The sequence below is a fragment of the Paenibacillus sp. FSL H7-0323 genome, from assembly GCF_038002725.1.
Taxonomy (GTDB): Bacteria; Bacillota; Bacilli; order Paenibacillales; family Paenibacillaceae; genus Paenibacillus_AQ; species Paenibacillus_AQ odorifer.
This window is the reverse complement of the sequence record NZ_JBBODB010000001.1, coordinates 4,498,723-4,519,957: the sequence shown is the minus strand read 5'-3', so window position 1 is coordinate 4,519,957 and position 21,235 is coordinate 4,498,723. Positions and strand designations below refer to the sequence as shown.

15 protein-coding genes and 2 pseudogenes are annotated in these 21,235 nt (G+C 46.8%); 15 read left to right on the top strand and 2 right to left on the bottom strand.

The window, feature by feature from the left end; translation table 11 throughout:
* The first annotated feature begins 15 nt into the window (after positions 1-15).
* The 10 genes and pseudogenes from MHH89_RS20460 to MHH89_RS20415 all read left to right on the top strand — a co-directional run bounded on the left by MHH89_RS20460 (position 16) and on the right by MHH89_RS20415 (position 13,217).
* The gene (locus tag MHH89_RS20460; protein WP_081383618.1) at positions 16-1,815 is read left to right on the top strand and encodes a DEAD/DEAH box helicase; all 1,800 of its coding nucleotides are present in this window, start codon (positions 16-18) and stop codon (positions 1,813-1,815) included.
* A 200-nt stretch (positions 1,816-2,015) separates the two neighbouring features.
* Positions 2,016-2,204 (top strand): hypothetical protein, encoded by a 189-nt coding sequence (locus MHH89_RS20455; RefSeq protein WP_340033772.1) that lies wholly within the window; start codon positions 2,016-2,018, stop codon positions 2,202-2,204.
* Between the two features lie 116 nt (positions 2,205-2,320).
* A complete protein-coding gene (locus MHH89_RS20450) occupies positions 2,321-2,881 on the top strand; it encodes a M15 family metallopeptidase (protein ID WP_445739143.1) in 561 nt (186 codons plus the stop codon).
* Between the two features lie 141 nt (positions 2,882-3,022).
* Positions 3,023-3,501, top strand: a pseudogene (locus MHH89_RS20445) (glutathione peroxidase).
* 247 nt (positions 3,502-3,748) lie between these two features.
* A pseudogene (locus MHH89_RS20440) lies at positions 3,749-5,382 on the top strand (formate--tetrahydrofolate ligase).
* Positions 5,383-5,716: 334 nt separating this feature from the next.
* Positions 5,717-7,081 (top strand): FAD-dependent oxidoreductase, encoded by a 1,365-nt coding sequence (locus MHH89_RS20435; RefSeq protein WP_076123965.1) that lies wholly within the window; start codon positions 5,717-5,719, stop codon positions 7,079-7,081.
* A 2,404-nt stretch (positions 7,082-9,485) separates the two neighbouring features.
* Positions 9,486-10,313 carry a formate/nitrite transporter family protein gene (locus MHH89_RS20430; RefSeq protein WP_036681949.1) on the top strand — a complete coding sequence of 276 codons (828 nt, stop codon included), beginning with the start codon at positions 9,486-9,488 and terminating at the stop codon, positions 10,311-10,313.
* Between the two features lie 459 nt (positions 10,314-10,772).
* Complete coding sequence (locus tag MHH89_RS20425; protein WP_076123961.1) at positions 10,773-11,993, top strand: MFS transporter; 1,221 nt, start codon at positions 10,773-10,775, stop codon at positions 11,991-11,993.
* Positions 11,994-12,061: 68 nt separating this feature from the next.
* On the top strand, positions 12,062-12,592 hold the full coding sequence (locus tag MHH89_RS20420) for a GNAT family N-acetyltransferase (RefSeq protein ID WP_038573668.1): 531 nt from the start codon (positions 12,062-12,064) through the stop codon (positions 12,590-12,592).
* A complete protein-coding gene (locus tag MHH89_RS20415) occupies positions 12,573-13,217 on the top strand; it encodes an MOSC domain-containing protein (RefSeq protein WP_081383778.1) in 645 nt (214 codons plus the stop codon). Before MHH89_RS20420 ends, MHH89_RS20415 begins: the two co-directional genes overlap by 20 nt.
* Before the next feature lie 94 nt (positions 13,218-13,311).
* Here MHH89_RS20415 and MHH89_RS20410 read toward each other — a convergent pair whose 3' ends face one another.
* A complete protein-coding gene (locus tag MHH89_RS20410) occupies positions 13,312-13,860 on the bottom strand; it encodes a GNAT family N-acetyltransferase (protein WP_036681941.1) in 549 nt (182 codons plus the stop codon).
* Positions 13,861-14,090: 230 nt separating this feature from the next.
* On the opposite strand from MHH89_RS20410, the gene MHH89_RS20405 reads away from it, so the two are divergent.
* Positions 14,091-15,797, top strand: a complete 1,707-nt coding sequence (locus MHH89_RS20405; protein ID WP_038574952.1) for a glutamine--tRNA ligase/YqeY domain fusion protein — start codon at positions 14,091-14,093, stop codon at positions 15,795-15,797.
* A gap of 85 nt (positions 15,798-15,882) precedes the next feature.
* Here MHH89_RS20405 and MHH89_RS20400 read toward each other — a convergent pair whose 3' ends face one another.
* Positions 15,883-17,118, bottom strand: a complete 1,236-nt coding sequence (locus tag MHH89_RS20400) for an MFS transporter (RefSeq protein ID WP_305953522.1) — start codon at positions 17,116-17,118, stop codon at positions 15,883-15,885.
* Between the two features lie 362 nt (positions 17,119-17,480).
* Here MHH89_RS20400 and MHH89_RS20395 point away from each other — a divergent pair, with 362 nt between their 5' ends.
* Genes MHH89_RS20395 through MHH89_RS31365 form a run of 4 tightly spaced genes read left to right on the top strand, consistent with a single transcriptional unit; the run spans position 17,481 to position 21,131 of the window.
* Positions 17,481-19,337: an ABC transporter ATP-binding protein gene (locus MHH89_RS20395; protein ID WP_341087995.1), complete on the top strand. Its 1,857-nt coding sequence runs from the start codon at positions 17,481-17,483 to the stop codon at positions 19,335-19,337.
* A complete protein-coding gene (locus MHH89_RS20390) occupies positions 19,267-19,944 on the top strand; it encodes a response regulator transcription factor (RefSeq protein WP_076123953.1) in 678 nt (225 codons plus the stop codon). The genes MHH89_RS20395 and MHH89_RS20390 overlap by 71 nt, the downstream gene beginning before the upstream one ends.
* On the top strand, positions 19,941-20,993 hold the full coding sequence (locus tag MHH89_RS20385; RefSeq protein ID WP_076192343.1) for a HAMP domain-containing sensor histidine kinase: 1,053 nt from the start codon (positions 19,941-19,943) through the stop codon (positions 20,991-20,993). The genes MHH89_RS20390 and MHH89_RS20385 overlap by 4 nt, the downstream gene beginning before the upstream one ends.
* Before the next feature lie 33 nt (positions 20,994-21,026).
* On the top strand, positions 21,027-21,131 hold the full coding sequence (locus MHH89_RS31365) for an S-layer homology domain-containing protein (protein ID WP_081383200.1): 105 nt from the start codon (positions 21,027-21,029) through the stop codon (positions 21,129-21,131).
* Positions 21,132-21,235 lie beyond the last annotated feature (104 nt).

Genomic DNA, 21,235 nt, shown 5'->3' with positions numbered 1-21,235 from the left:
AGTGAGGTGGAGAATTTGCCGGGATTTAAAGATTTAGGAGTTTCAGAATTACTGTGTACATTGCTTCAAAGTCAAGGCATTGTTAAACCTACGCCAGTGCAACAGGAAGCCATTCCGCCATTGGTGCAGGGCTTGGACGTAATAGCTAGAGCGAAGACAGGTACAGGGAAGACCTTGGCCTTTTTGCTGCCAATTATGGACAAGATCCATACGGAGCGGGCTTATCCTCAGGCGCTGATTATGGCTCCAACACGTGAGCTGGCTTTGCAGATTACAGAAGAGGCACGCAAGCTGGCGCGTCATACGGATATCAAAATATTGGCGGTTTACGGGGGTCAGGATGTAGAGAAGCAACTGCGCAAGCTGGAAGGCGGCAGACATCTTATCATCGGTACACCGGGCAGACTTTTGGATCATATGCGCCGGGAAACGCTGGATCTTAGCGGTGTAAAAATGCTCGTTCTGGACGAAGCCGATCAAATGCTGCACATGGGCTTTTTGGAGGATGTTGAGACTATCATTACGGCTGTGCCTTATCGCCGTCAGACTATGTTGTTCTCCGCGACAATGCCTGATCCGATTAAACGTCTCGCTGCTAATTACATGAAAGAGCCACTGGATATCATCATTAAGAGTGGTTCGCCGATTCCGCTGGATAATATCAAACAGCAAGTAGTGGAATGCTCGGACCGTAATAAAGAAGAAGCGCTCAAATCCCTCATTGAACGGGATCGTCCTTACTTGGCTATTATTTTCTGCCGGACGAAACGACGGGTATCCAATTTGAACGAAGCGCTGCAAGCAGCCGGTTATGAATGTGACGAGCTGCACGGTGATTTGTCCCAAGGTAAACGTGAAGGCGTGATGAAAAGATTCCGTGATGCGAAGCTGCAGCTGCTTGTAGCGACAGACGTAGCAGCTCGGGGTCTGGATGTTGAAGGTATTACTCACATCTTTAACTATGATATGCCGCTTGATGTGGATAGCTATATTCACCGGATCGGCCGGACTGGCCGTGCTGGAGGCAAAGGGCTTGCAATAACTTTCGTATCTCCACGTGATCAAGAGGGTCTGGATTTGATCGAGCATGGCATCTCGCAGCGGCTGGATCGCCGCCGTTACGAGAAGGATGAATTCGGCGTTGGCGAATTCATCCCTGTGCAAGGCGGCGGACGCCACGGCGGTCGCCAAAGCGGCGGCGCTGAGGCAGCGCGCACGGGCCGCGGGCCGAAGACCGGCGGCTCTGGCCGCGGCGGAGCTCCGCGCGGCGAAGGCGGAGCGCGGCAAGGTGGCCGTGGCCGCGGTAAAGAAGCAGGCGGCTGGGGCGCGCCTGCAGAAGGTCGCCGCGGTCGTTCCGATGCGGCGGCGGGCAAGCGTGGCGGCAGCGGCTATGACGCTGCTGCTCCTAAGGGCGGCGGCAAGGCTGCCGGCGTAGTGCGAGTAGGCGGCGGCTATGGCGCCTTCGCCTCCAGAGGCGAAGCGTCTGCCAGCGGCAACGCGGCAACGCCTAGCGCTGGTTCGCGCGGTGCGAACCGGAAGGGCGGACCAAGCACTGGCTACAGTGAGAACGTAGCTAGAGGTGCGGACGGCGGTGCCTACACTGGAGGCACTCCACGTGGCGGCTTAGGCAGCGGCTACGGTGCAGGCCCGTCTAGAGGCGGCAAAGGTGGTAAAGGCAGCAAAGGTGGATACGCCGGTGCCAAGGGTGGCGCTGCTGGCAAAGGCGGCCGCAACAGCGGCGGCGGATCTTCACGCGGTGGCCGTAGCAATGGATCTGGTGGCTTTAAAAGCGGCGGTCGCGGCACTTCCAGATAAAGTTAGTAGAGTTTTATAGATGAAACTTGTTACCATAGGGTAGTTAGCGCTGAAGCTAATGACCTATGGTAACCTTTATTTTATAGCGTGGAACATATTGATTTTTATATTAAAAATAGGTTCTTAGTGAAACATTTATGAAGGAAAGCCTGTCTAATAGATAAATAGAATGTTCGGCTTCGAGGAGGAAGAACTTACAGATGTCAAAAAAATTTAAAATTATAATCTTGTTAATTGTCGTTATTGCTGTCGGTTGGGGAATAGGAAAGTACACGTCTCCTTCTGCTTCGGAGAGTAACGGTTCAAATATAAATGTGGGGGATAATCTTCAAGGTGAGCCTGGGGAGACGGGGGAAAGTGATGGAGGGGGATTACAGACCCGGCAGTAGCTGATCCATCGGATACAACAGATCCATCAGAACCCTCTAGTCCGCCTGAATCAGGCGGTGATAATGCAGGTAGTGTTCCAGATCCTATATCTGCAGAGCCTGATAGTATTACAGTGATGGTAAATAAGCAGTATGGTTTGCCTGATAATTATAAACCAACGGATCTTGTCTATCCTGATGTCCGGTTTACCTTCAAAGAGAAAATCGAAAAGCGTATGATGCGCAGCGAAGCCGCTAAAGCCTTGGAGAAGATGTTCGCAGGTGCAGAAGAAGACGGAATTTATTTAGCAGGCGTTTCTGCCTACCGCTCACAGGCAACTCAGACGACTTTGTATAACCGTTATGTGGAGAGAGATGGGGAAGAAAAAGCCCGTACTTACAGTGCAGTCCCTGGCTATAGCGAGCATCAGACCGGGCTGGCTATTGATGTCTCGGGAAGTGACGGCAAGTGTGCCGCTGAGAGCTGTTTTGGTGGGACGAAGGAAGCCGAGTGGTTGGCCAAGCATGTAGGGGAATATGGTTTTATCATCAGATATCCTGAAGGTAAGCAAGACATTACCGGATATAAGTACGAGCCTTGGCATATCCGTTATGTAGGTAAGGACATTGCTGCCTATATCAATGAGAAGGATATTACGTTGGAAGAATATTATGACGCAATTCCGGTATCGAAATAACACAGACGCAGAGAGCAGTCCTATGAAATTTGTAGGGCTGCTTTTTCTATGGCTATAAAAAGAGTTCAGAAGTTGCATTCCCTTACAGTTCGGGTAAGATACGTAGTGTAGTCTAAGTAAAAGGAAAGAAGGGGAATAAAGATGTCGATCTACAATTTTGCTTAAGCGTTACACCTTCGGGTAAAGAAGTGCCGTTTGCGGAGTATGAAGGTAAGGTGCTGCTGATTGCTAATACGGCTAGTAAGTGCGGACTTACGCCACAGTATGGAGATCTTCAGAAACTATACGAACAGTATAGCGATCAAGGACTTGTAGTATTAGGATTCCCCTGCAACCAGTTTGCGGGCCAGGAGCCAGGTACGAGTGAAGAGGCTGAGGAATTCTGTCAGATTAATTATGGAGTTACCTTTCCGGTATTCGCCAAAGTTGATGTTAATGGACCGGATGCCAGCCCGCTTTTCAATTATTTGAAGGAGCAGCAGCCTGGTGCTGGGGACAGCAGCGACATTAGCTGGAATTTCACGAAATTTCTAATTGATCGCAGCGGCAATGTAGTGGCTCGTGTGGAGCCCAAAGAATCGCCGGAAACGATGAAACAACATATTGAGTCACTACTGTAGATCCATTATGGGGTCAGTTGCAGAGTGATCCTCCAAGTATCCCCTCGACTCGGTTTCGACCGATGCTCGCGGGGATTTTCTTTTTTAAAGGATTAATGGAGATTGTCTTGAATTTTTATTGTGATAAATTATACTTGACGCTTTAAAAAGACGATGTATCCTTTGAAGAGAATATAGCAACTGTGCGAACATGCATAAAAAAGCGGAGTACAGCAGGATAATAACGGCAGGAGGGTTTTATACAAGCATGAAGTTAATTACAGAGGTAGCAGCACAAGCAGGAATCGACGAGCAGCATCTGGAACTATACGGCAAATATAAAAGCAAACTCTCACCTTCCTTGTGGGAGGATATGAAAAACAAGCCAGATGGCAAGCTGGTTCTGGTCACTGCGGTGAATCCGACCCCTGCTGGCGAGGGTAAGACCTTAACAACCATCGGGTTGGCGCAGGCAATGAATGCAGCAGGAGTGAAGACCGTGGCTGCTTTACGTGAGCCCTCGCTTGGGCCTTGTTTAGGGATGAAGGGCGGCGCAACAGGCGGCGGGAAGTCGCAGATTGTTCCGGCTGATGAGATTAATTTGCACTTTATAGGTGACATTCATGCGGTAACTTCTGCGCATAATTTATTGTCCGCAATGATTGACAATCATATCTTCCAAGGCAATGAGCTGGGACTGGATCCGCAGCGTATCGTTTGGAAACGTGTCATGGATATGAATGACCGAAGCCTGCGCAGTATTGTGACTGGGCTCGGGGATGGAAATGGAGCGGTACGGGAAAGTGGCTTTCAGATTACAACGGCTTCTGAGATTATGGCTGTGTTATGCTTATGCGATAACCTTATTGATCTCAAGAAGCGTTTAAACCGTATTCTGATTGGTTATGACCAAGAGGGACAATAGTAACAGCCGAGCAAATCGGGGCCGTTGAAGCGATGACAGCGCTGCTTAAGGAAGCAGTTAAGCCAAACTTGGTACAGACTCTGGAAGGTACGCCTGTTATTGTACACGGGGGGCCGTTTGCGAATATCGCTCATGGCTGCAGCAGTGTTATTGGCACTCGTTATGCCCTTAAGCTGGGAGATGTGGTAGTCACCGAAGCAGGCTTCGGAGCGGATCTTGGTGCAGAGAAATTCATGGATATCAAATGCCAACAGGCTGGGTTAACCCCTTCTGCTGCTGTTCTTGTCGTAACTGTTAAGTCCTTAAAATATAACGGTGGTGTGCCTAAAGGCGAGCTTCTAACCGAGAATCGGACGGCGCTGCGCGCGGGATTGGTGAACTTAGAACGTCATGTAGAGAATCTCGGTAAATTTGGAGTCCCTGTTTTAGTTGCCATAAATCATTTTGAAGGGGACAGTGAGGGCGAGATTAATGATGTACTGGAGGCCTGCCGCAATTTAAACGTCTTACTTGCGATCTCAAAAGTATGGGCGGAAGGTAGTGCAGGTGGACAGGAGCTGGCTTCTGAACTGAACAAGCTCTTGGACAATAGTGGCCCGAGCCAGTTTGCTCCTCTGTATGAGAAGGATCTCGACATTTCATCCAAAATCAACAAAATTGTCCGTGAGATCTACCGCGGGGCAGAAGTGAACTTTTCTCCGGCGGCTAAGCGGAGTCTGGCGGTTATCGAGCGGCTTGGGCTAAATGATCTTCAAGTATGTTTGGCGAAGACGCCTTATTCCTTCTCCGACCAGCCTAGACTCCTCGGAGCACCGGAAGGCTTTACGATTGGTGTCCGAGATATTACCCTTTCGCTTGGTGCAGGTTTTGCGGTAGTTATTACAGGCAATATCGTTACGATGCCAGGTCTGCCAGCTAAGCCAGCCGCTGAGGGACTATGGATGGATGAGGACGGAGAGATTCACGGTTTGGTGTAAAAGTGTTTTAATCAAAGGCTTCTCCTTGTTGGTATTAGAGGGGAGGCCTTTTTTTATGCTTCCTTTGGATTCCTGCAAATGCGGATCATAATGTACCTCCCACGTGGCAAAGCTAACGGAGTCGCATTCGGCAGCAGTGGCGGAAAAAACTTAAAATTGTGAACAATATGAGGATATAGGTAAAAAAGACTTGTAATGTGATAAATATCACAATATAATCAGTTTATAAAGTGAAATAAATCACAACTAACCCATTGTTGATCAGATTCCATCATTGATCGGTCATGCAAGTCAAATATATAACCCGATTGTCCATTTGAAGGAGGAAGAAATAATGAAAGTAGCTGTCATTGGATGTACCCATGCCGGAACCGCCGCAATTGTGAATACTGCTCAGCTTTACCCGGATGCCGAGATTACTGTATATGAGCGTAATGATAATATTTCCTTCTTATCCTGTGGGATTGCCTTGTATGTAGGTGGAGTGGTTAAAGACCCAGAGGGGCTATTCTATTCTTCACCAGAAAAGCTTGCAGAGCTTGGCGTAAAGACCAATATGCGTCATGAAGTAACTGCAGTGGATACGAAGTCCAAAACATTGCGTGTACGCAATCTGGAGACAGGCCACGAGTTCGCTGATACCTACGATAAGCTGATTATGACTACAGGTTCATGGCCGATTGTGCCGAAGCTTGAAGGATTTGAACTCGAGGGGATTTTACTTTCCAAGAACTATGATCATTCCAACACTATTATAGAAAAAGCTAAACAAGCAAATAAAATCACCGTCGTCGGCGCTGGATATATCGGCGTAGAACTGGTGGAAGCTTTTCAAATGAATGGCAAGCAAGTTACACTAATTGATGGTGAAGATCGCATTCTGAGTAAATATCTGGACCAGGAATTTACTGCACCGATCGAACAATCTTTTCAGGATCATGGGATTAAATTGGCACTGAATGAGAAGGTTAGCTCTTTTGCAGGCAAAGACGGTAAGGTAACAAAGGTTATTACAAGCAAAGGTGAGCATGAGACAGATCTGGTCATTCTCTGCATTGGTTTCCGTCCTAATACTGAACTCTTAAAAGGTCAAGTCGATATGCTGCCCAATGGTGCCATTGTAGTCAATAACTATATGCAGACTAGCTGCCCGGATGTATATGCCGCTGGCGACAGCTGTGCGATTCATTACAACCCTACAGGCAAACACGCCTATATCCCACTGGCAACCAATGCCGTACGGATGGGAACCTTAGTTGCGCGCAACTTGGTAACAGAGACCATTCCTTATATGGGTACACAAGGAACTTCGGGCATTAAGATTTATGAAGACAATATCGCTGCAACAGGGCTTACTGAAGAAGGAGCTAAGGCTGAAGGAATGGACGTAGAAACCGCCATGATTATTGATAACTACCGTCCAGAATTTATGCCCACCTTTGAGCAGGTTCAGTTAAAAGTAGTGTTTGATCGCGCCACACGCCGTATTCTCGGGGCTCAAATTATGTCCAAGATGGATCTGACGCAATCGATCAACACAGTGTCTGTATGTATTCAAAATCAAATGACAATCGACCAACTTGCCTTTATCGATTTCTTCTTCCAACCGCATTACAACAAACCTTGGAACTTCCTGAATACAGTAGGTCTTCAAGCGCTGCCGACAACAGTACCAAGCAAAGAGGCTGTAACGGTTTAAAAAGGGACGTTGTTCCTGAGTGATTTATCGAAGAATAAGACAGCCTTGTAAAGCTAGAGAAGCAGTGATCCTCCTGTTACGGGAGGATCACTGCTTTTTTTTGTTAGGTGCTGAATAGCTGCTTGGGTAGATGCAATCCAATGGCTTCGGTGATGGTAGCAAGCTAAATGTGCTCGAAAGTTACGACTAGGGTCAACTGAGTCCGATCGTGCTGAGTCATCACCTTCTGCAGAAGCTTTCGGACTCAGGAGCTCTGTATAAGGTCATCTGAGTCCGATCGTGCTGAGTCACCGCCCTCCGCAGAAGCTTTCGGACTCAGAAGGCGCTATTTAGCAATTAATCACCTTTTGAGCGTGATTTCGGACTCCAGTGCAGCTATTGCATAGAATGGGGGACAACTAGTGTGTTTTTCGTGCCAATAGCGACTATGGGGTCCGATAGCGAGTCAAATGTGCTCGAAAGTTGCGATTAGGGTCAACTGAGTCCGATCGTGCTGAGTTATCGCCCTCCGCAGAAGCTTTCGGACTCAGAAGGCGCTAATTAGCAATTAATCGCCGTTTGAGCGTGGTTTCGGACTCCAATGCAGCTATTACATAGAATGAGTTACAACTAGTGTGTGTTTCGTGCCAATAGCGACTATGGGGTCCGATAGCAAGCCAAATGTGCTCGAAAGTTACGATTAGGGTCATCTGAGTCCGATCGTGCTGAGTCACCGCCCTCCGCAGAAGCTTTCGGACTCAGGAGCCGCTAATTAGCAAATAATCGCCTTTTGAGTGTGATTTCGGACTCCAGTGCAGCTATTACATAGAACGAGGTACAACTAGTGTGTTTTTGGTGCCAATAGCGACTTTAGGGTCCGATAGCGAGCCAAATTTGCTCAAAAGCTCTGTATAAGATCACCTGAGTCCGATCATGCGGAGTCAACGCCCACCTCAGAATTTTCCGGACTCAGAAGCCGCTAATTAGCAAATAATCGCCGTGTGAGCGTGGTTTCGGACTCCAGTGCAGCTATTACATAGAATGGGGTACAAACAGTGTGTTTTTCGTGCTAATAGCGACTATGGGGTCCGATAGCGAGTCAAATGTGCTCGAAAGTTGCGATTAGGGTCAACTGAGTCCGATCATGCGGAGTCACCGCCCTCCGCAGAAGCTTTCGGACTCAGGAGCCGCTAATTAGCAAATAATCGCCTTTTGAGTGTGATTTCGGACTCCAGTGCAGCTATTACATAGAACGAGGTACAACTAGTGTGTTTTTGGTGCCAATAGCGACTATAGGGTCCGATAGCGAGTCAAATGTGCTCGAAAGTTACGAATAAGGTTATCTGAGTCCGATCGTGCTGAGTTACCGCCCTCCGCAGAAGATTTCGGACTCAGAAGCCGTTATTTAGCAAATAATCGCCGTTTGAGCGTGGTCTCGGACTCCAATGCAGCTATTACATAGAATGAGGTAAAACTAGTGTGTTTTTGGTGCCAATAGCGACTATGGGGTCCGATAGCGAGTCAAATGTGCTCAAAAGCTACGAATAAGGTCAACTGAGTCCGATCGTGCTGAGTCATCGCCCCCCGCAGAAGCTTTCGGACTCAGAAGCCGCTAATTAGCAAATAATCGCCGTTTGAGCGTGGTTTCGGACTCCAGTGCAGCTATTACATAGAACGAGATAAAACTAGTGTGTTTTTGGTGCCAATAGCGACTATAGGGTCCGATAGCGAGCCAAATGTGCTCGAAAGTTGCGATTAGGGTCAACTGAGTCCGATCATGCGGAGTCACCGCCCTCCGCAGAAGCTTTCGGACTCAGGAGCCGCTAATTAGCAAATAATCGCCTTTTGAGTGTGATTTCGGACTCCAGTGCAGCTATTACATAGAATGAGGTACAACTAGTGTGTTTTTGGTGCTAATAGCGACTATGGGGTCCGATAGCAAGCCAAATGTGCTCGAAAGCTACGAATAGGGTCAACTGAGTCCGATCATGCTGAGAAACCGCCCACCTCAGAATTTTCCGGACTCAGAAGCCTCTATTTAGCAATTAATCGCCGTTTGAGCGTGATTTCGGACTCCAGTGCAGCTATTACATAGAACGAGTTACAACTAGTGTGTTTTTGGTGCCAATGGCGACTATGGGGTCCGATAGCGAGCCAAATGTGCTCAAAAGCTGCATATAGGGTCAACGGTGTCCGATAGCTGCTGCGTACGCTCAAATGTAATCCAACGAAACAAGATATGCTGGCTTAGCCGGTCATACACAAACTTCTATTTGTGCACAGGTCGCAGTAAATTTGACATGTCAGTGAAAACTTTCACTTAGTTTTCTCAAAGTGATAATTATCACGTTAATGTGTTTTACGACACGCTACAATGGTCATAAAGGAACAAATTTGAAGTAAATAGATGAAGGGGATAGGAACCATGGCTTATAGCAAACCGCAGCAAATTGCCGAAGTAACTGTAGAGAACGGCATAAAAAAAGCTCATAATCCGCTAAGTACCGTACTTATTCTGGGCTTTTTGGGAGGAGCGTTTATTGCGCTCGGGTTTTTATTAGATATTCGCGTCATTGCTGGCGCACCACAGGAATGGGGTTCCATTGCTAACTTTATCGGAGCCGCAGTCTTCCCCGTTGGGCTGATCATGGTACTCCTTGCAGGTGGAGAACTGCTGACAGGGAATATGATGGCCGTGCCGCTCGCTTTTATGGCTAAGAAGATTTCTTTCTGGGAAGTTGTGAAGAATCTTTTGCTCATTACGATTAGTAATCTGGCAGGGGCATTATTTGTAGCTTATTTCTTCGGTCATGTGGTGGGTTTAACTTCAGAGGGTGTGTATTTAGAAAAATTGGTGGATATGGCTGGTCATAAAATCGATGCAGAATTCTTTCCGGCATTTGTTTCGGGTATCGGCTGTAACTGGCTCGTTGCGCTGGCCGTATGGCTCTCCTATGGAGCAGATAACTTCAGCGGCAAAATCCTTGGTATTTGGTTCCCGACGATGGCCTTTGTTGCGATCGGATTCCAGCACGTTGTAGCTAACATGTTCCTAATTCCAGCAGCTATTTTTGAAGGTTACTATTCATGGGGGCAATACTTCACTAACTTTGTTCCCGTCTGGCTCGGAAATCTAACGGGTGGGGCAATATTTGTCGCAGCTGCCTATTGGATGGCATACTTGCGTAAAGCACCTACGGCTATTCAATCCGTAGATAGCATGTCCGGCAGCAGTGTCAAAAAACACGCTTAAGCTCGTCTTATAGAGCACTCCATAAAACATTCAAGGTCTGCCTTATTGGTGGCGTTAATGTTTTAGGGGTGCTTTTTGTTATGTAGACACAAAAAAATCCGCCGTGATATATCCGCGCTCGGGGGAACGAAATCGGATCACGGCGAATTTTGAAGGGGGAGTGTTTCTAGGCTCTATTACCCCGTCTTTCTAAAAGCGAATCAGTTTCTTCTTGTTTGTTTGCTTTACGGACGACAGCCACGGCTTTAAAATAAGAATAGATATTAGAACTAGGGAGGACTGCGGACGTGAACCCCAAGGAAGACGGGATATTTCATGCGATATGTGCGTCTTATCCTCTAGATTTCATGCGTACTTTATCACGATAAAACGTCAATGTGTATGCTTGCTCATAGCCCTGTTTTGGGATGATACTGGATGAATTAATGACACATATATAACAGGGGATGTACACTACTTATGAAGTTTTTACAGGCATATCCAAAAGAAGTGAAAATATTTCTAATTGCCAGCCTAATTAACGCAACAGGTAGTGCGCTGATGTGGCCGCTCGTTACGATGTATGTATTTGATGAGCTTGGACGCAGCATGTCAGATGCTGGACTGGTGATTCTTATTCAATCGGTTGGTGGGATCGTGGGTCAACTACTCGGGGGCTCACTCTATCATAAGGTAGGCGTGAACCGGCTGATTGTCGGAGCGCTCGCCATGAATGCTTTGGCACTGTTCACCTTGCCGGCAGCTAGTAACAACTGGACGTTATTTATGGTAGCAATGGGACTGGTAGGATTATTTAATTCCTTATCATTACCTGCCATTCAGGCATTTATCGGCTTTCGTTTCACGAAGCAGCGTGGTGAGCTGTTTAATGTTATTTATGTCGCCAATAATATTGGTGTAGCACTGGGGACGGCATTAAGTGGTTTTTTGGCCGATATTTCCTATATGCTAAGCTTTGTAATGAATGGTGTAACCTCGGCGGTATTTGCGGGTTTCTTTTTTATATATCTGAAGAAAATCGGTGGAGAACCTGCGCATGAGGTAATGGGGCATCAGAAGAATGAACCAGAGAAACAATCCACGTGGAAGCTAATGGGGCATACTCGTATTTATCTTTATATGGGGATCGGTTCTTTGTTCCTGCTTCTCGGTAACTCTATCTGGAATACAGGGGTATCTCCGTTCATTATTTCAGAGGGCTGGCCTAAGAAAACTTATGGTTTTCTCTGGACACTGAACGGTATTTTGATTTTTGCAGCTCAGCCATTGGTAACAATGATTAAGCGCTGGTTCGCGTCTACCTCAACGGCGCAAATGACTGCAAGTGCCCTGTTTTATTTGGGTGGCTATGCGTTTCTTTTGTGGATGCCTAATTATCCTGGATTAGTGCTTGGAATGGTGCTTGCTACACTGGGAGAAATGCTGATTTCTCCAGCGATGCCATCCTTTATCTCGGATCATGCGGGGCGCAGCGCACCGTTTTATTTGGGACTAAGCGGAGGGATTGGTGCAGTCGGGAGAGTCATTGGCCCTTACTTCATGGGCAGACTGTATGATAGCGGTGGTTTGGCACCAACAGCCTGGCTGGCTTGTGCGATGGCGCTGCTGTCTGTAGGGTTTTTCGTCATCCATGCTTTAGTCAATCGTAAAGGCCATTCGTTAGAGCGGTCCGTAGGATAACTATACACAGTGGATTCCAACATCTGCTGTGAATTCTATAGAGGTGCAAGGCAAGGGGTGTACATCTTATGAAACAAATCAACAAGGCAAGGTTAACTATTAGACCCTCAGAGATTAAAGACGTGCGAGAACTGATTGATCTGGACCATCTGATTTGGACAGAGGACACTAGCCCCGGACCTATGTTGTGGCGCTCACAAGAGGATTTCTTGCTGAATGCTCCCCCGGGCTCTCAGCTCGTAGCGCTGCAAGATGACAAGCTATGTGGATATGTCGGGTTTGGCTGCCCTAGTAGAATGGAGAGCAACCGGCATGTGTGCGAGGTTAATATTGCTGTTCATCCGAACTATCAACGTTTAGGCATCGGCCGGCAGCTCATGGAAGCCATTAAGGAACACGCTGCGGCGCATGCTATTCGTAAGCTTCGCCTGCGTGTATTATCCTGCAATGAATCAGCGATTTCTTTTTATCGGAAATGCGGTTTTGTGGAAGAGGGACGTCTGCGGGAGGAGTTTTATCTTGGCGGTCGTTATGTGGATGAGATATTTATGAGCTGCATGCTGACAGGAGGAAATGGATATGGAGATCGTCTCGCTTAATGTCGGTCGGCCGGTGACGGTGGATTATCGGGGAAAACCTTTGGAGACCGGAATTTATAAAACGCCTGTAGATGGATCAGTTCAGCTACATACCAATGGATTTGTTGGAGATGGCCAGGCAGATCTTAAACATCATGGAGGTCCTGACAAGGCGGTATGCGCCTATCCCATTGAGCACTATCCGTATTGGGAACAGCAGCTGGGAAAGAAACTGGAGTACTCGGCTTTTGGAGAAAATATCACCACAACGGGTCTACTGGAGACAGAGGTGTGTATTGGCGATGTATATGAAATAGGCACCACTTTGCTTCAGGTTAGCCAACCACGATACCCTTGCTTCAAAATCTCACAAAAGCATGGACCCGCAGATCTACCGGCTCAAGTTCTGGATACAGGGTATAGCGGATTTTACTTACGTGTACTTCGTGAAGGAATGATTTCAACCGGCGATGCAATTGTCAAAAAAGAAAACGGAGACAGCCATGCTTCCGTGGCGCATGTACTGCATTTAATGCAGGTTGGGCTGCAAGAGGAAGCTGCTCTGGCAGAGCTTGTGGAGCTGGAAGCCCTCTCAGCCGTAGTACGGAACAAGTTTCGAAAACAGCTGGGTATGCCAGAGATCTAATCTTGATCTGCTCAATAAAATAAACCTGGGGGCGTATGCCAGCCAGGTTTATTTCTGCTTGCGTGTTTGTTTAACTTTGCTTTGCTTAAGTAACTTAGCCGAGCAGCTGCCACTCACTACGTAATAAACCATATACGGCGTGATTCACGTAGCCATCGGGCAGCTTTTCTGCCTGTCTGATCACACCTTCGAGCACAAAACCAAGCCGTTCAGGAATTGCCCGGCTAGTTACGTTGGCGGTTGCGCAGCGAATTTCTACCCGCTGCAGCTCCATTTCCAGCAGGGCGTAGTCTACTAGAACTCGGCAGGCACTGGTCATATAACCTTTGCCTTCATATCCATCACCAAGCCAATAACCAATCCCTACGGAACGGTTATGCCAGTCAATCTGGTGATACCCAATGACGCCAGCGAGCTCGCCGCGGACCCAAAGTCCAGCAGTGAAGGCGCCATTGTCGGTGCCTTGTTTTATAGCATTTTTAATGAAATTAAGGGTGTGATCCTGTTCCGTAACGGCATCAACCCAAGGAAGCCATTGCCTAAGTCGTTCCCGCGAGCGCTCCACTAACGCGAATATGTGCCTAGCATGCTCAGGCATGAGTGGCTTTAAGATAAGCTCTTCGTCGATGACATAATTAAACAAGCGGTTGCCTCCTTTTCGGCACAAGGCCTTATGTATGATTATGGATTTTTTCTTATGATTATCATGCTACTCTATCGCCCGCAGAGAAGTCAAAAGGTCTAAAGATGCTAAAAATTGATACAGGCCATGTGCCCCCTTTTATTGAACAATCTACAGTTAACGGGTATATTAGTAGGAAACATGTTTATACAAGAAGTAGTGTAACACTACAGAACGAAAGGTTGATAGCTGTGGAGAACCGTACTACCCCCTCCAATTTTATTAAAAATGTTATTACCGAAGACCTCCGTACGGGTAAAGTAAAAGAAGTTGTCACACGCTTTCCGCCGGAGCCGAACGGTTACTTACATATCGGACATGCCAAGGCGATTTGGATTAACTTTACACTGGCGGACGAGTTCGGTGGCAAGACTAACCTAAGATTTGACGACACGAATCCTGCCAAAGAAGATACGGAATATGTGAACTCCATTCAGGAAGATGTAAAGTGGCTGGGCTATGAATGGGAAGAGCTGCGTTTTGCATCGGATTATTTTGAGGAAATGTACAAACGTGCCGAATTATTAATTACTAAAGGTAAAGCTTATGTAGATGACCTCAGCGCGGATGAAATTCGCCAATTGCGGGGAACGCTGACGGAGCCAGGACAGAACAGCCCACATCGTGAGCGCAGCATCGAAGAGAATTTGGATCTGTTCCGCCGTATGCGGGCAGGGGAATTCAAAGATGGTGAGAAGGTTCTTCGTGCCAAGATCGATATGGCATCACCAAATATTAATCTGCGTGATCCTGTCATCTATCGGATTACTCATGCGCATCACCATAATACAGGGGATAAATGGTGCATCTACCCGATGTACACGTTCGCTCATCCACTTGAGGACGCTATTGAAGGAGTAACTCACTCCCTTTGTTCGCTTGAGTTTGAAGATCAACGCCCATTTTATGATTGGGTCGTAGCGGAATGTGAGATGCCTTCTGTTCCGCATCAATATGAATTCGGCCGTCTGAATCTCGCTCAAACCATGACTAGTAAACGTAAGCTGAAGCTGCTGGTAGACGAAAAACATGTGGATGGCTGGGACGATCCGCGGATGCCAACGATCTCCGGCCTGCGCCGCAGAGGATATACGCCGGAAGCGATTCGTAAATTCGTGTACGAAGCAGGGATCTCCAAGAGTCAGGGTCTAGTGGACCTGCAAATGCTGGAGCACTTTATCCGGGAAGACCTTAAGTTAACTGTGCCTCGCACCATGGCTATACTTCGTCCGCTTAAGGTTGTTATCACCAATTATCCGGAAGGCCAAACAGAATGGCTTGAAGCGGAGAATAATACAGAGAATGAAGAAATGGGTGTACGCCAAATTCCGTTCTCTCGTGAGATTTATGTTGAGCGCGACGACTTTATGGAGAATCCGCCCAATAAATATTTCCGCTTGTTCCCCGGCAATGAAGTACGCCTGAAGCATGCTTATTTCATCAAATGTAATGAAGTCATTAAAGATGAGAATGGCGAGGTTGTTGAACTGCATTGTACGTATGATCCGGAAACAAAGAGTGGCAGTGGATTTACAGGCCGTAAGGTAAAAGGTACTCTGCACTGGGTAGAAGCTAGTCAAGCTGTGCCTGCAGAATTCCGTTTATACGAGCCACTGATTTCTGCTGAAGAAGTAGATGAAGCTGCAGAAGTTGAAGGTCTGGATTCCACGGTAGAGAAAGCGGAGCCTAGCTTCTTGGATCAGCTTAATCCTAAATCCATTGAAATCTTACAAGGTTTTGTGGAACCCGCGCTTAAGGACAGTGTGGCTCAGGATAAATTCCAGTTCTTCCGTCATGGCTATTTTAATGTAGATAGCAAATATTCGGCGCCTGGGCATCTCGTATTCAATCTTATCGTTTCACTGAAGAGTTCATTTCAGCCTCCAAAACAAGGCTAACACTTGATTCGTTCAGGTTCTTTATAATAAAACAGGCTCAAACGTCCCGTTTAGGTACGTTTGAGCCTGTTTTTTATATTTTCGCTTATAATATTTCGATGTGAGAGAGTTCTTCCTCATCCTCTGTAGGGGGCCGGTAGCCTCCACGGTTTACAAAGAGCCACATGAAAGTAAAGCCTAGCGTTCCAAACAGTGTCAAGAAGACACCCGCTTGATACATGCTCTGTGCCCCTAGATTTTGATACATCCACCCGCCGAGAACTCCTCCAACAATACCGGCTATACCGCTCCAAGTCAGTGTGTAGAGCGCTTGTCCTGAAGCACGGTAAGGTCTTGGAATAAGAAGCATGGTCAGTTGAGTGCCTACATAGAAGAAACCACCAAATGTTATGCAGTGTAAAATTTGAATGAGCACTACTTGGAGGGCTGTAGTCGCGTCCGCCATGAACCACCATCGTAGTACGAATAAAGCGCTAACCAGCGCAAGCCAGCCGAGCAGAACAGATATTTTACGTTTAAGGAATCGGTCGCAGAGAACAAATACACCCACTTCCAAAATAGAGGAGAGGAATACTGCGAGACCAATCATTCCCTTGGAGCCGCCTAGGTCCGTAATATACAAAGACATGAATGTAGTGTTCATGGTGTTCGGTATGGAAACTAGGATACCAAACAATATGAAACACAAGAAAAAGGGATTATAAATTAGTTTGCTGAAGCCTCTATACGGCATAGGAGCCATGCCAATGGTATGGTTAAGTTTCGGTAATGCAAGAATGGATAACATTGATGCACATAGTAAGCCTGCAAACAGATAGGACAAGATAGATACACCAGCCCAATCAAGGACCAATCCGGCGGCAATTGCAATTAGTGCCCACCCCAATGAACCCCAAAGCCGAAAAGAACGGAAGCGATAGTTAGTTCCGTCAATATAGCTGAGAATCATCGTATTGCTCTGAGCAAATAACGGTCCTTGGAAGAAATAGAACAAAAGAATGGAGATGTAGATCATCTCATATGTATTTGCCCGAAACATAAGCTGGGATAACACTAACGTTCCGATTAACATAAGCAAAACGATTCTCCGGATATTCTGGTATCGGTCAGTCCAGATTGCCCAGAATGGATTTGCAAAGATGGATACTAGCGCACCCATAGAAAATACGGCACCGATCTCTAATTTGTTCATCCCTACATCCAGCAGGTATAGTTGAAAGAAGCTGGAGAAGAGGACCATGGTTCCGTATACAAAAAAATTGAACCATTTTAAAGACGTGAAAGAAGATGGATAGTTAACGCCTTTCCGCAAATGCGTCACTCCTTTCCCACTAGATGTCTTGCATGGATATACTGACCAATATTAGGCCCTTCTATCACTGTAACACGTGTTGAAAAGGGATACAAACTTCCTTTTTTACTTTTTTACATTTTTTTAACGTTTATTTAAATTTGATCCGCTAAGTGACAAAAAACGCATATAACAAGTTTGCAGGTGGCAGAAATGTTAGGCGTTTGCTCTTCCTTACTAGGAATATACCTGAGGATTACCCTATCTACGTTTGTATAAAAGAGAATCAATGGGTTTAACTTCAGTTTACAATTCAGGGCTAGGATGGGGTTAAGCGAAACAGAGAAGATACATTCTTCTCGCAGATTCACCAAGAAAAGGGGAGTTTTTGCATGAAAAAATCCGAAGCTAAGGGGAAAACGGCGCTGAAGCCATTCCTCACATTATTAAAAGAAACCAAGCCTTCATACGGCTTATTGGCAATAGCCATTGCACTAAGCATGATCTCGACATTGGTTAGTCTGGTGATCCCAATGTTTACCAAAAATCTGGTGGATGGCTTTTCTTTGGCTTCTGTCAGCAAGCTGCAAATTGCAGGCATAGCGGGTGCTTTTATCGCGCAGACGATCGCCGGGGGAATCTCTATCTATCTGCTGAATTATGTAGGCCAGAAGATGGTTGCAGGTCTTCGTGACCGGTTATGGCGTAAATTTTTAGTGTTGCCAGTAGCTTATTACAATGATAATCGGACAGGAGAAAGCGTCAGCCGGATGACGAATGATACAGGGATCATCAAAACGCTGATCTCTGAACATCTGGCCAGCTTATTTACCGGAGTGATTTCCATTGTGGGCTCCATTGCTGTGCTGTTATTTTTAAACTGGAAGATGACCCTTGTTCTGTTCACCGTTCTTCCACTATCTGCGTTGATTTTGGTGCCACTTGGACGGCAGATGTACAAAATCTCCAAAGGCATGCAGGACGAAACAGCTTCTTTTACCGCCACACTTAGTGGTGTATTGTCAGAGATCCGTCTGGTGAAATCCTCGGGTGCAGAGAAAAAAGAGTACGAAGCAGGCAAAACCGGAATTATGAACCTGCTCTCCTTTGGTATTCGTGAAGGCAAAATCAGCGCTATGATCAGCCCACTGGTCTCTTTTGTCTTTATGATGTTACTTGTGGTCATTATCGGTTATGGCGGAATGCAGGTATCTTCCGGGGCTTTGACAGCTGGAGAGCTGGTAGCCTTTATCCTGTATCTTATTCAGATTATTATGCCGCTTACTCAATTGACCACGTTCTTTACACAGATTCAGAAAGCTAAAGGGGCATCAGAGCGCATTATTGAAACCCTGGCAGCAGAAGAGGAGGTATATGAGGGCCAGGAAGAGGCGAACGGTGCAGAGGGTCCTATCTCGGTAGAAGATCTAAGCTTTGGATATAAAAATGGTGAGAATGTGCTAACCGATGTAAGCTTCCGGATGCTTCCGGGTCAGGTGACGGCTATTGTTGGACCGAGCGGGGGAGGCAAGACTACATTATTTTCACTGCTCGAACGATTCTATGAGCCTCAGAAAGGTATGGTTAAGCTAGGCGATAAACCAGTGTCAACCTTCTCATTACGCTCATGGCGGAAACTGATCGGGTACGTCTCACAGGAAAGCCCATTGTTGGCAGGTACGATTGCTGAGAATTTAACCTATGGATTGGATCGAGACGTTAGCATGGAGGAGATGCGCGCAGCAGCAGCAATGGCTTATGCAGATGGCTTTATCGATGAGCTTCCTGAAGGATATAATACGGATGTCGGTGAGAGAGGTGTGAAGCTCTCGGGTGGACAGCGGCAACGGATTGCTATTGCTAGAGCGCTGCTGCGGAATCCAAAGATTCTTATGCTTGATGAGGCGACCTCCAGTCTGGATAGCCAATCAGAGGCCGTAGTGCAGAAGGCACTGTCCAATTTGATGAAGGGCCGGACTACGATTGTAATTGCGCACCGTTTGGCTACTGTTGTAAATGCTGAGCAGATTATTTTTATGGAAAAGGGCCAGATTACCGGGATGGGAAGACATGAAGAACTGCTGGAAAACCATGAGCTATATCGTGAATTTGCCACCCAGCAGCTGCAGATGAATAACCTTGAGATTCAAGACAATAAAGAGGAGGCTCCAGTGATACATGACAAAAATACTAGTAGCGGACGACGATCCGCACATCCGCGAATTGGTAGAAGTGTTTCTGAGAGCTGAGGGGATGGATGACATCTATGGAGCTTCTGATGGACTGGAGGCTCTTCAGATTCTGGAGAGCCATAACATAGACTTAGCCATTATTGATGTGATGATGCCCAATTTGGATGGCTGGGAGCTGTGCCGGAAGATGCGCCAAACCTATGATTTTCCGATATTGATGCTGACGGCTAAGGGAGAGACCTCACAAATTGTGAAGGGCTTTGAGCTGGGAAGTGATGACTATCTCGTCAAACCCTTTGAGCCAGTGGTGCTTATTGCGCGAGTAAAGGCGCTGCTCAAACGTTACCAAATCTCTGCTGCACAAAGTGTGGGGATTGGCCGGCTGAGAATGAATCGTAAAACCTACGAGGTATCCTCAGCGTATGGAGAAGTCACCTTGCCGCTTAAGGAATTTGAACTGTTATTTAAGCTGGGCAGCTATCCGGGGCAGACATTGACTAGAGACAGGCTAATCGAAGAGATATGGGGTTATGATTTTGAAGGGAATGAGCGGACGCTCGATGTGCATATCAACCGTTTACGCGAACGGTTCGCTCCTGATAAATACGGGTTTGTTATTCGTACCATCCGCGGATTAGGCTATCGGCTGGAGGCAGAGGCATGAACCGGTTTAAGGAGCTTCTTAAGCGGATTGGGATGACTTTTATTTACTTCGGTGGTGTTGGGATTAGCTGGAGTGCAGCTTATTTCTTGATGAACTGGATATATGGCAGGGTTGGACGCCCCTCTTCGGAGTATTTGACCCAGTTAATCGGCGTGATGGTCGGAATTGTGATTTTGTTTTTGATGGCATTGGTAACCTCCAAGTTATTCCGGGGCTGGGAACGTGTTTTTTATAAATCGATTATCGAAGGTTTAGGGCGGATTGCTAAGGGCGATTTCAATGTGGTACTGGATAATACTAAGGACTACGGTGATTTCGGTGAGATTGTAGAGAGTATCAACGTAATGGCCAGCGAACTGAGCCAGATGGAGACCATGCGTCAGGATTTTATCTCTAATGTATCGCATGAAATTCAATCTCCGCTAACCTCTATTCGGGGGTTTGCTCTTGCACTGCAGGATGAAACTCTGAGTGTGAAGAGCAGGAGGCACTACCTTAATATTATAGTGGCTGAGAGTACCCGTGTATCTGGGCTTAGTGATAATTTATTGAAGCTGTCCGCGCTTGAATCGGGCAATTTTCCGTTTGAAAATCAGATTTACCGCCTGGATAAGCAGCTTAGAGATACGATTCTGGCTTCTGAACCACAGTGGTTGGAGAAAAAAATAGAGGTAGAGGCTGAACTGGAAGAAGTGAATGTATCTGCTGTAAAAGATTTAATGAGTCAGGTTTGGACTAATCTGCTGCATAACAGTATCAAGTTTACTCCGCAGAACGGTTGCATCCATATTAGCCTTCGCATGGTCGATGAGCAGGTAGAGGTGGAGATTCAAGATAGCGGGATTGGCATCTCGGAGGAAGATCTGCCTCGGATCTTCGAGCGTTTCTATAAGGCAGATAAAGCTAGAACCGCAAGTGGTGGCGGTAGTGGACTAGGTCTGTCATTGGTTAAAAAAATCGTTGAGCTGCATGAAGGTAAGGTAACTGCAAATAGTCGCCCGGGGGATGGGACAGCGTTCAAGGTGAGCTTGCCAGTACGAATGAAATAAACTTGCTGTATGTGAAAAACAGCTGAAGCCGGTATTCTGGGTGGATTCGAAGACAATACCTTCCGTCCTGAGAAAAAGGCTACAAGAGCCGAGGCGGCGGCGACTATTTCTAAGCTGCTCGAAGCTCTATCTCTCTAATAGTGATTGAATAGCTCATCGCTAAGCTTTAAGCACAACGCCGCTTTCCCAGATTGTTCAGTGGGAAAGCGGCGTTTTTGTATTTATGCAATCAAAAGAGGAAC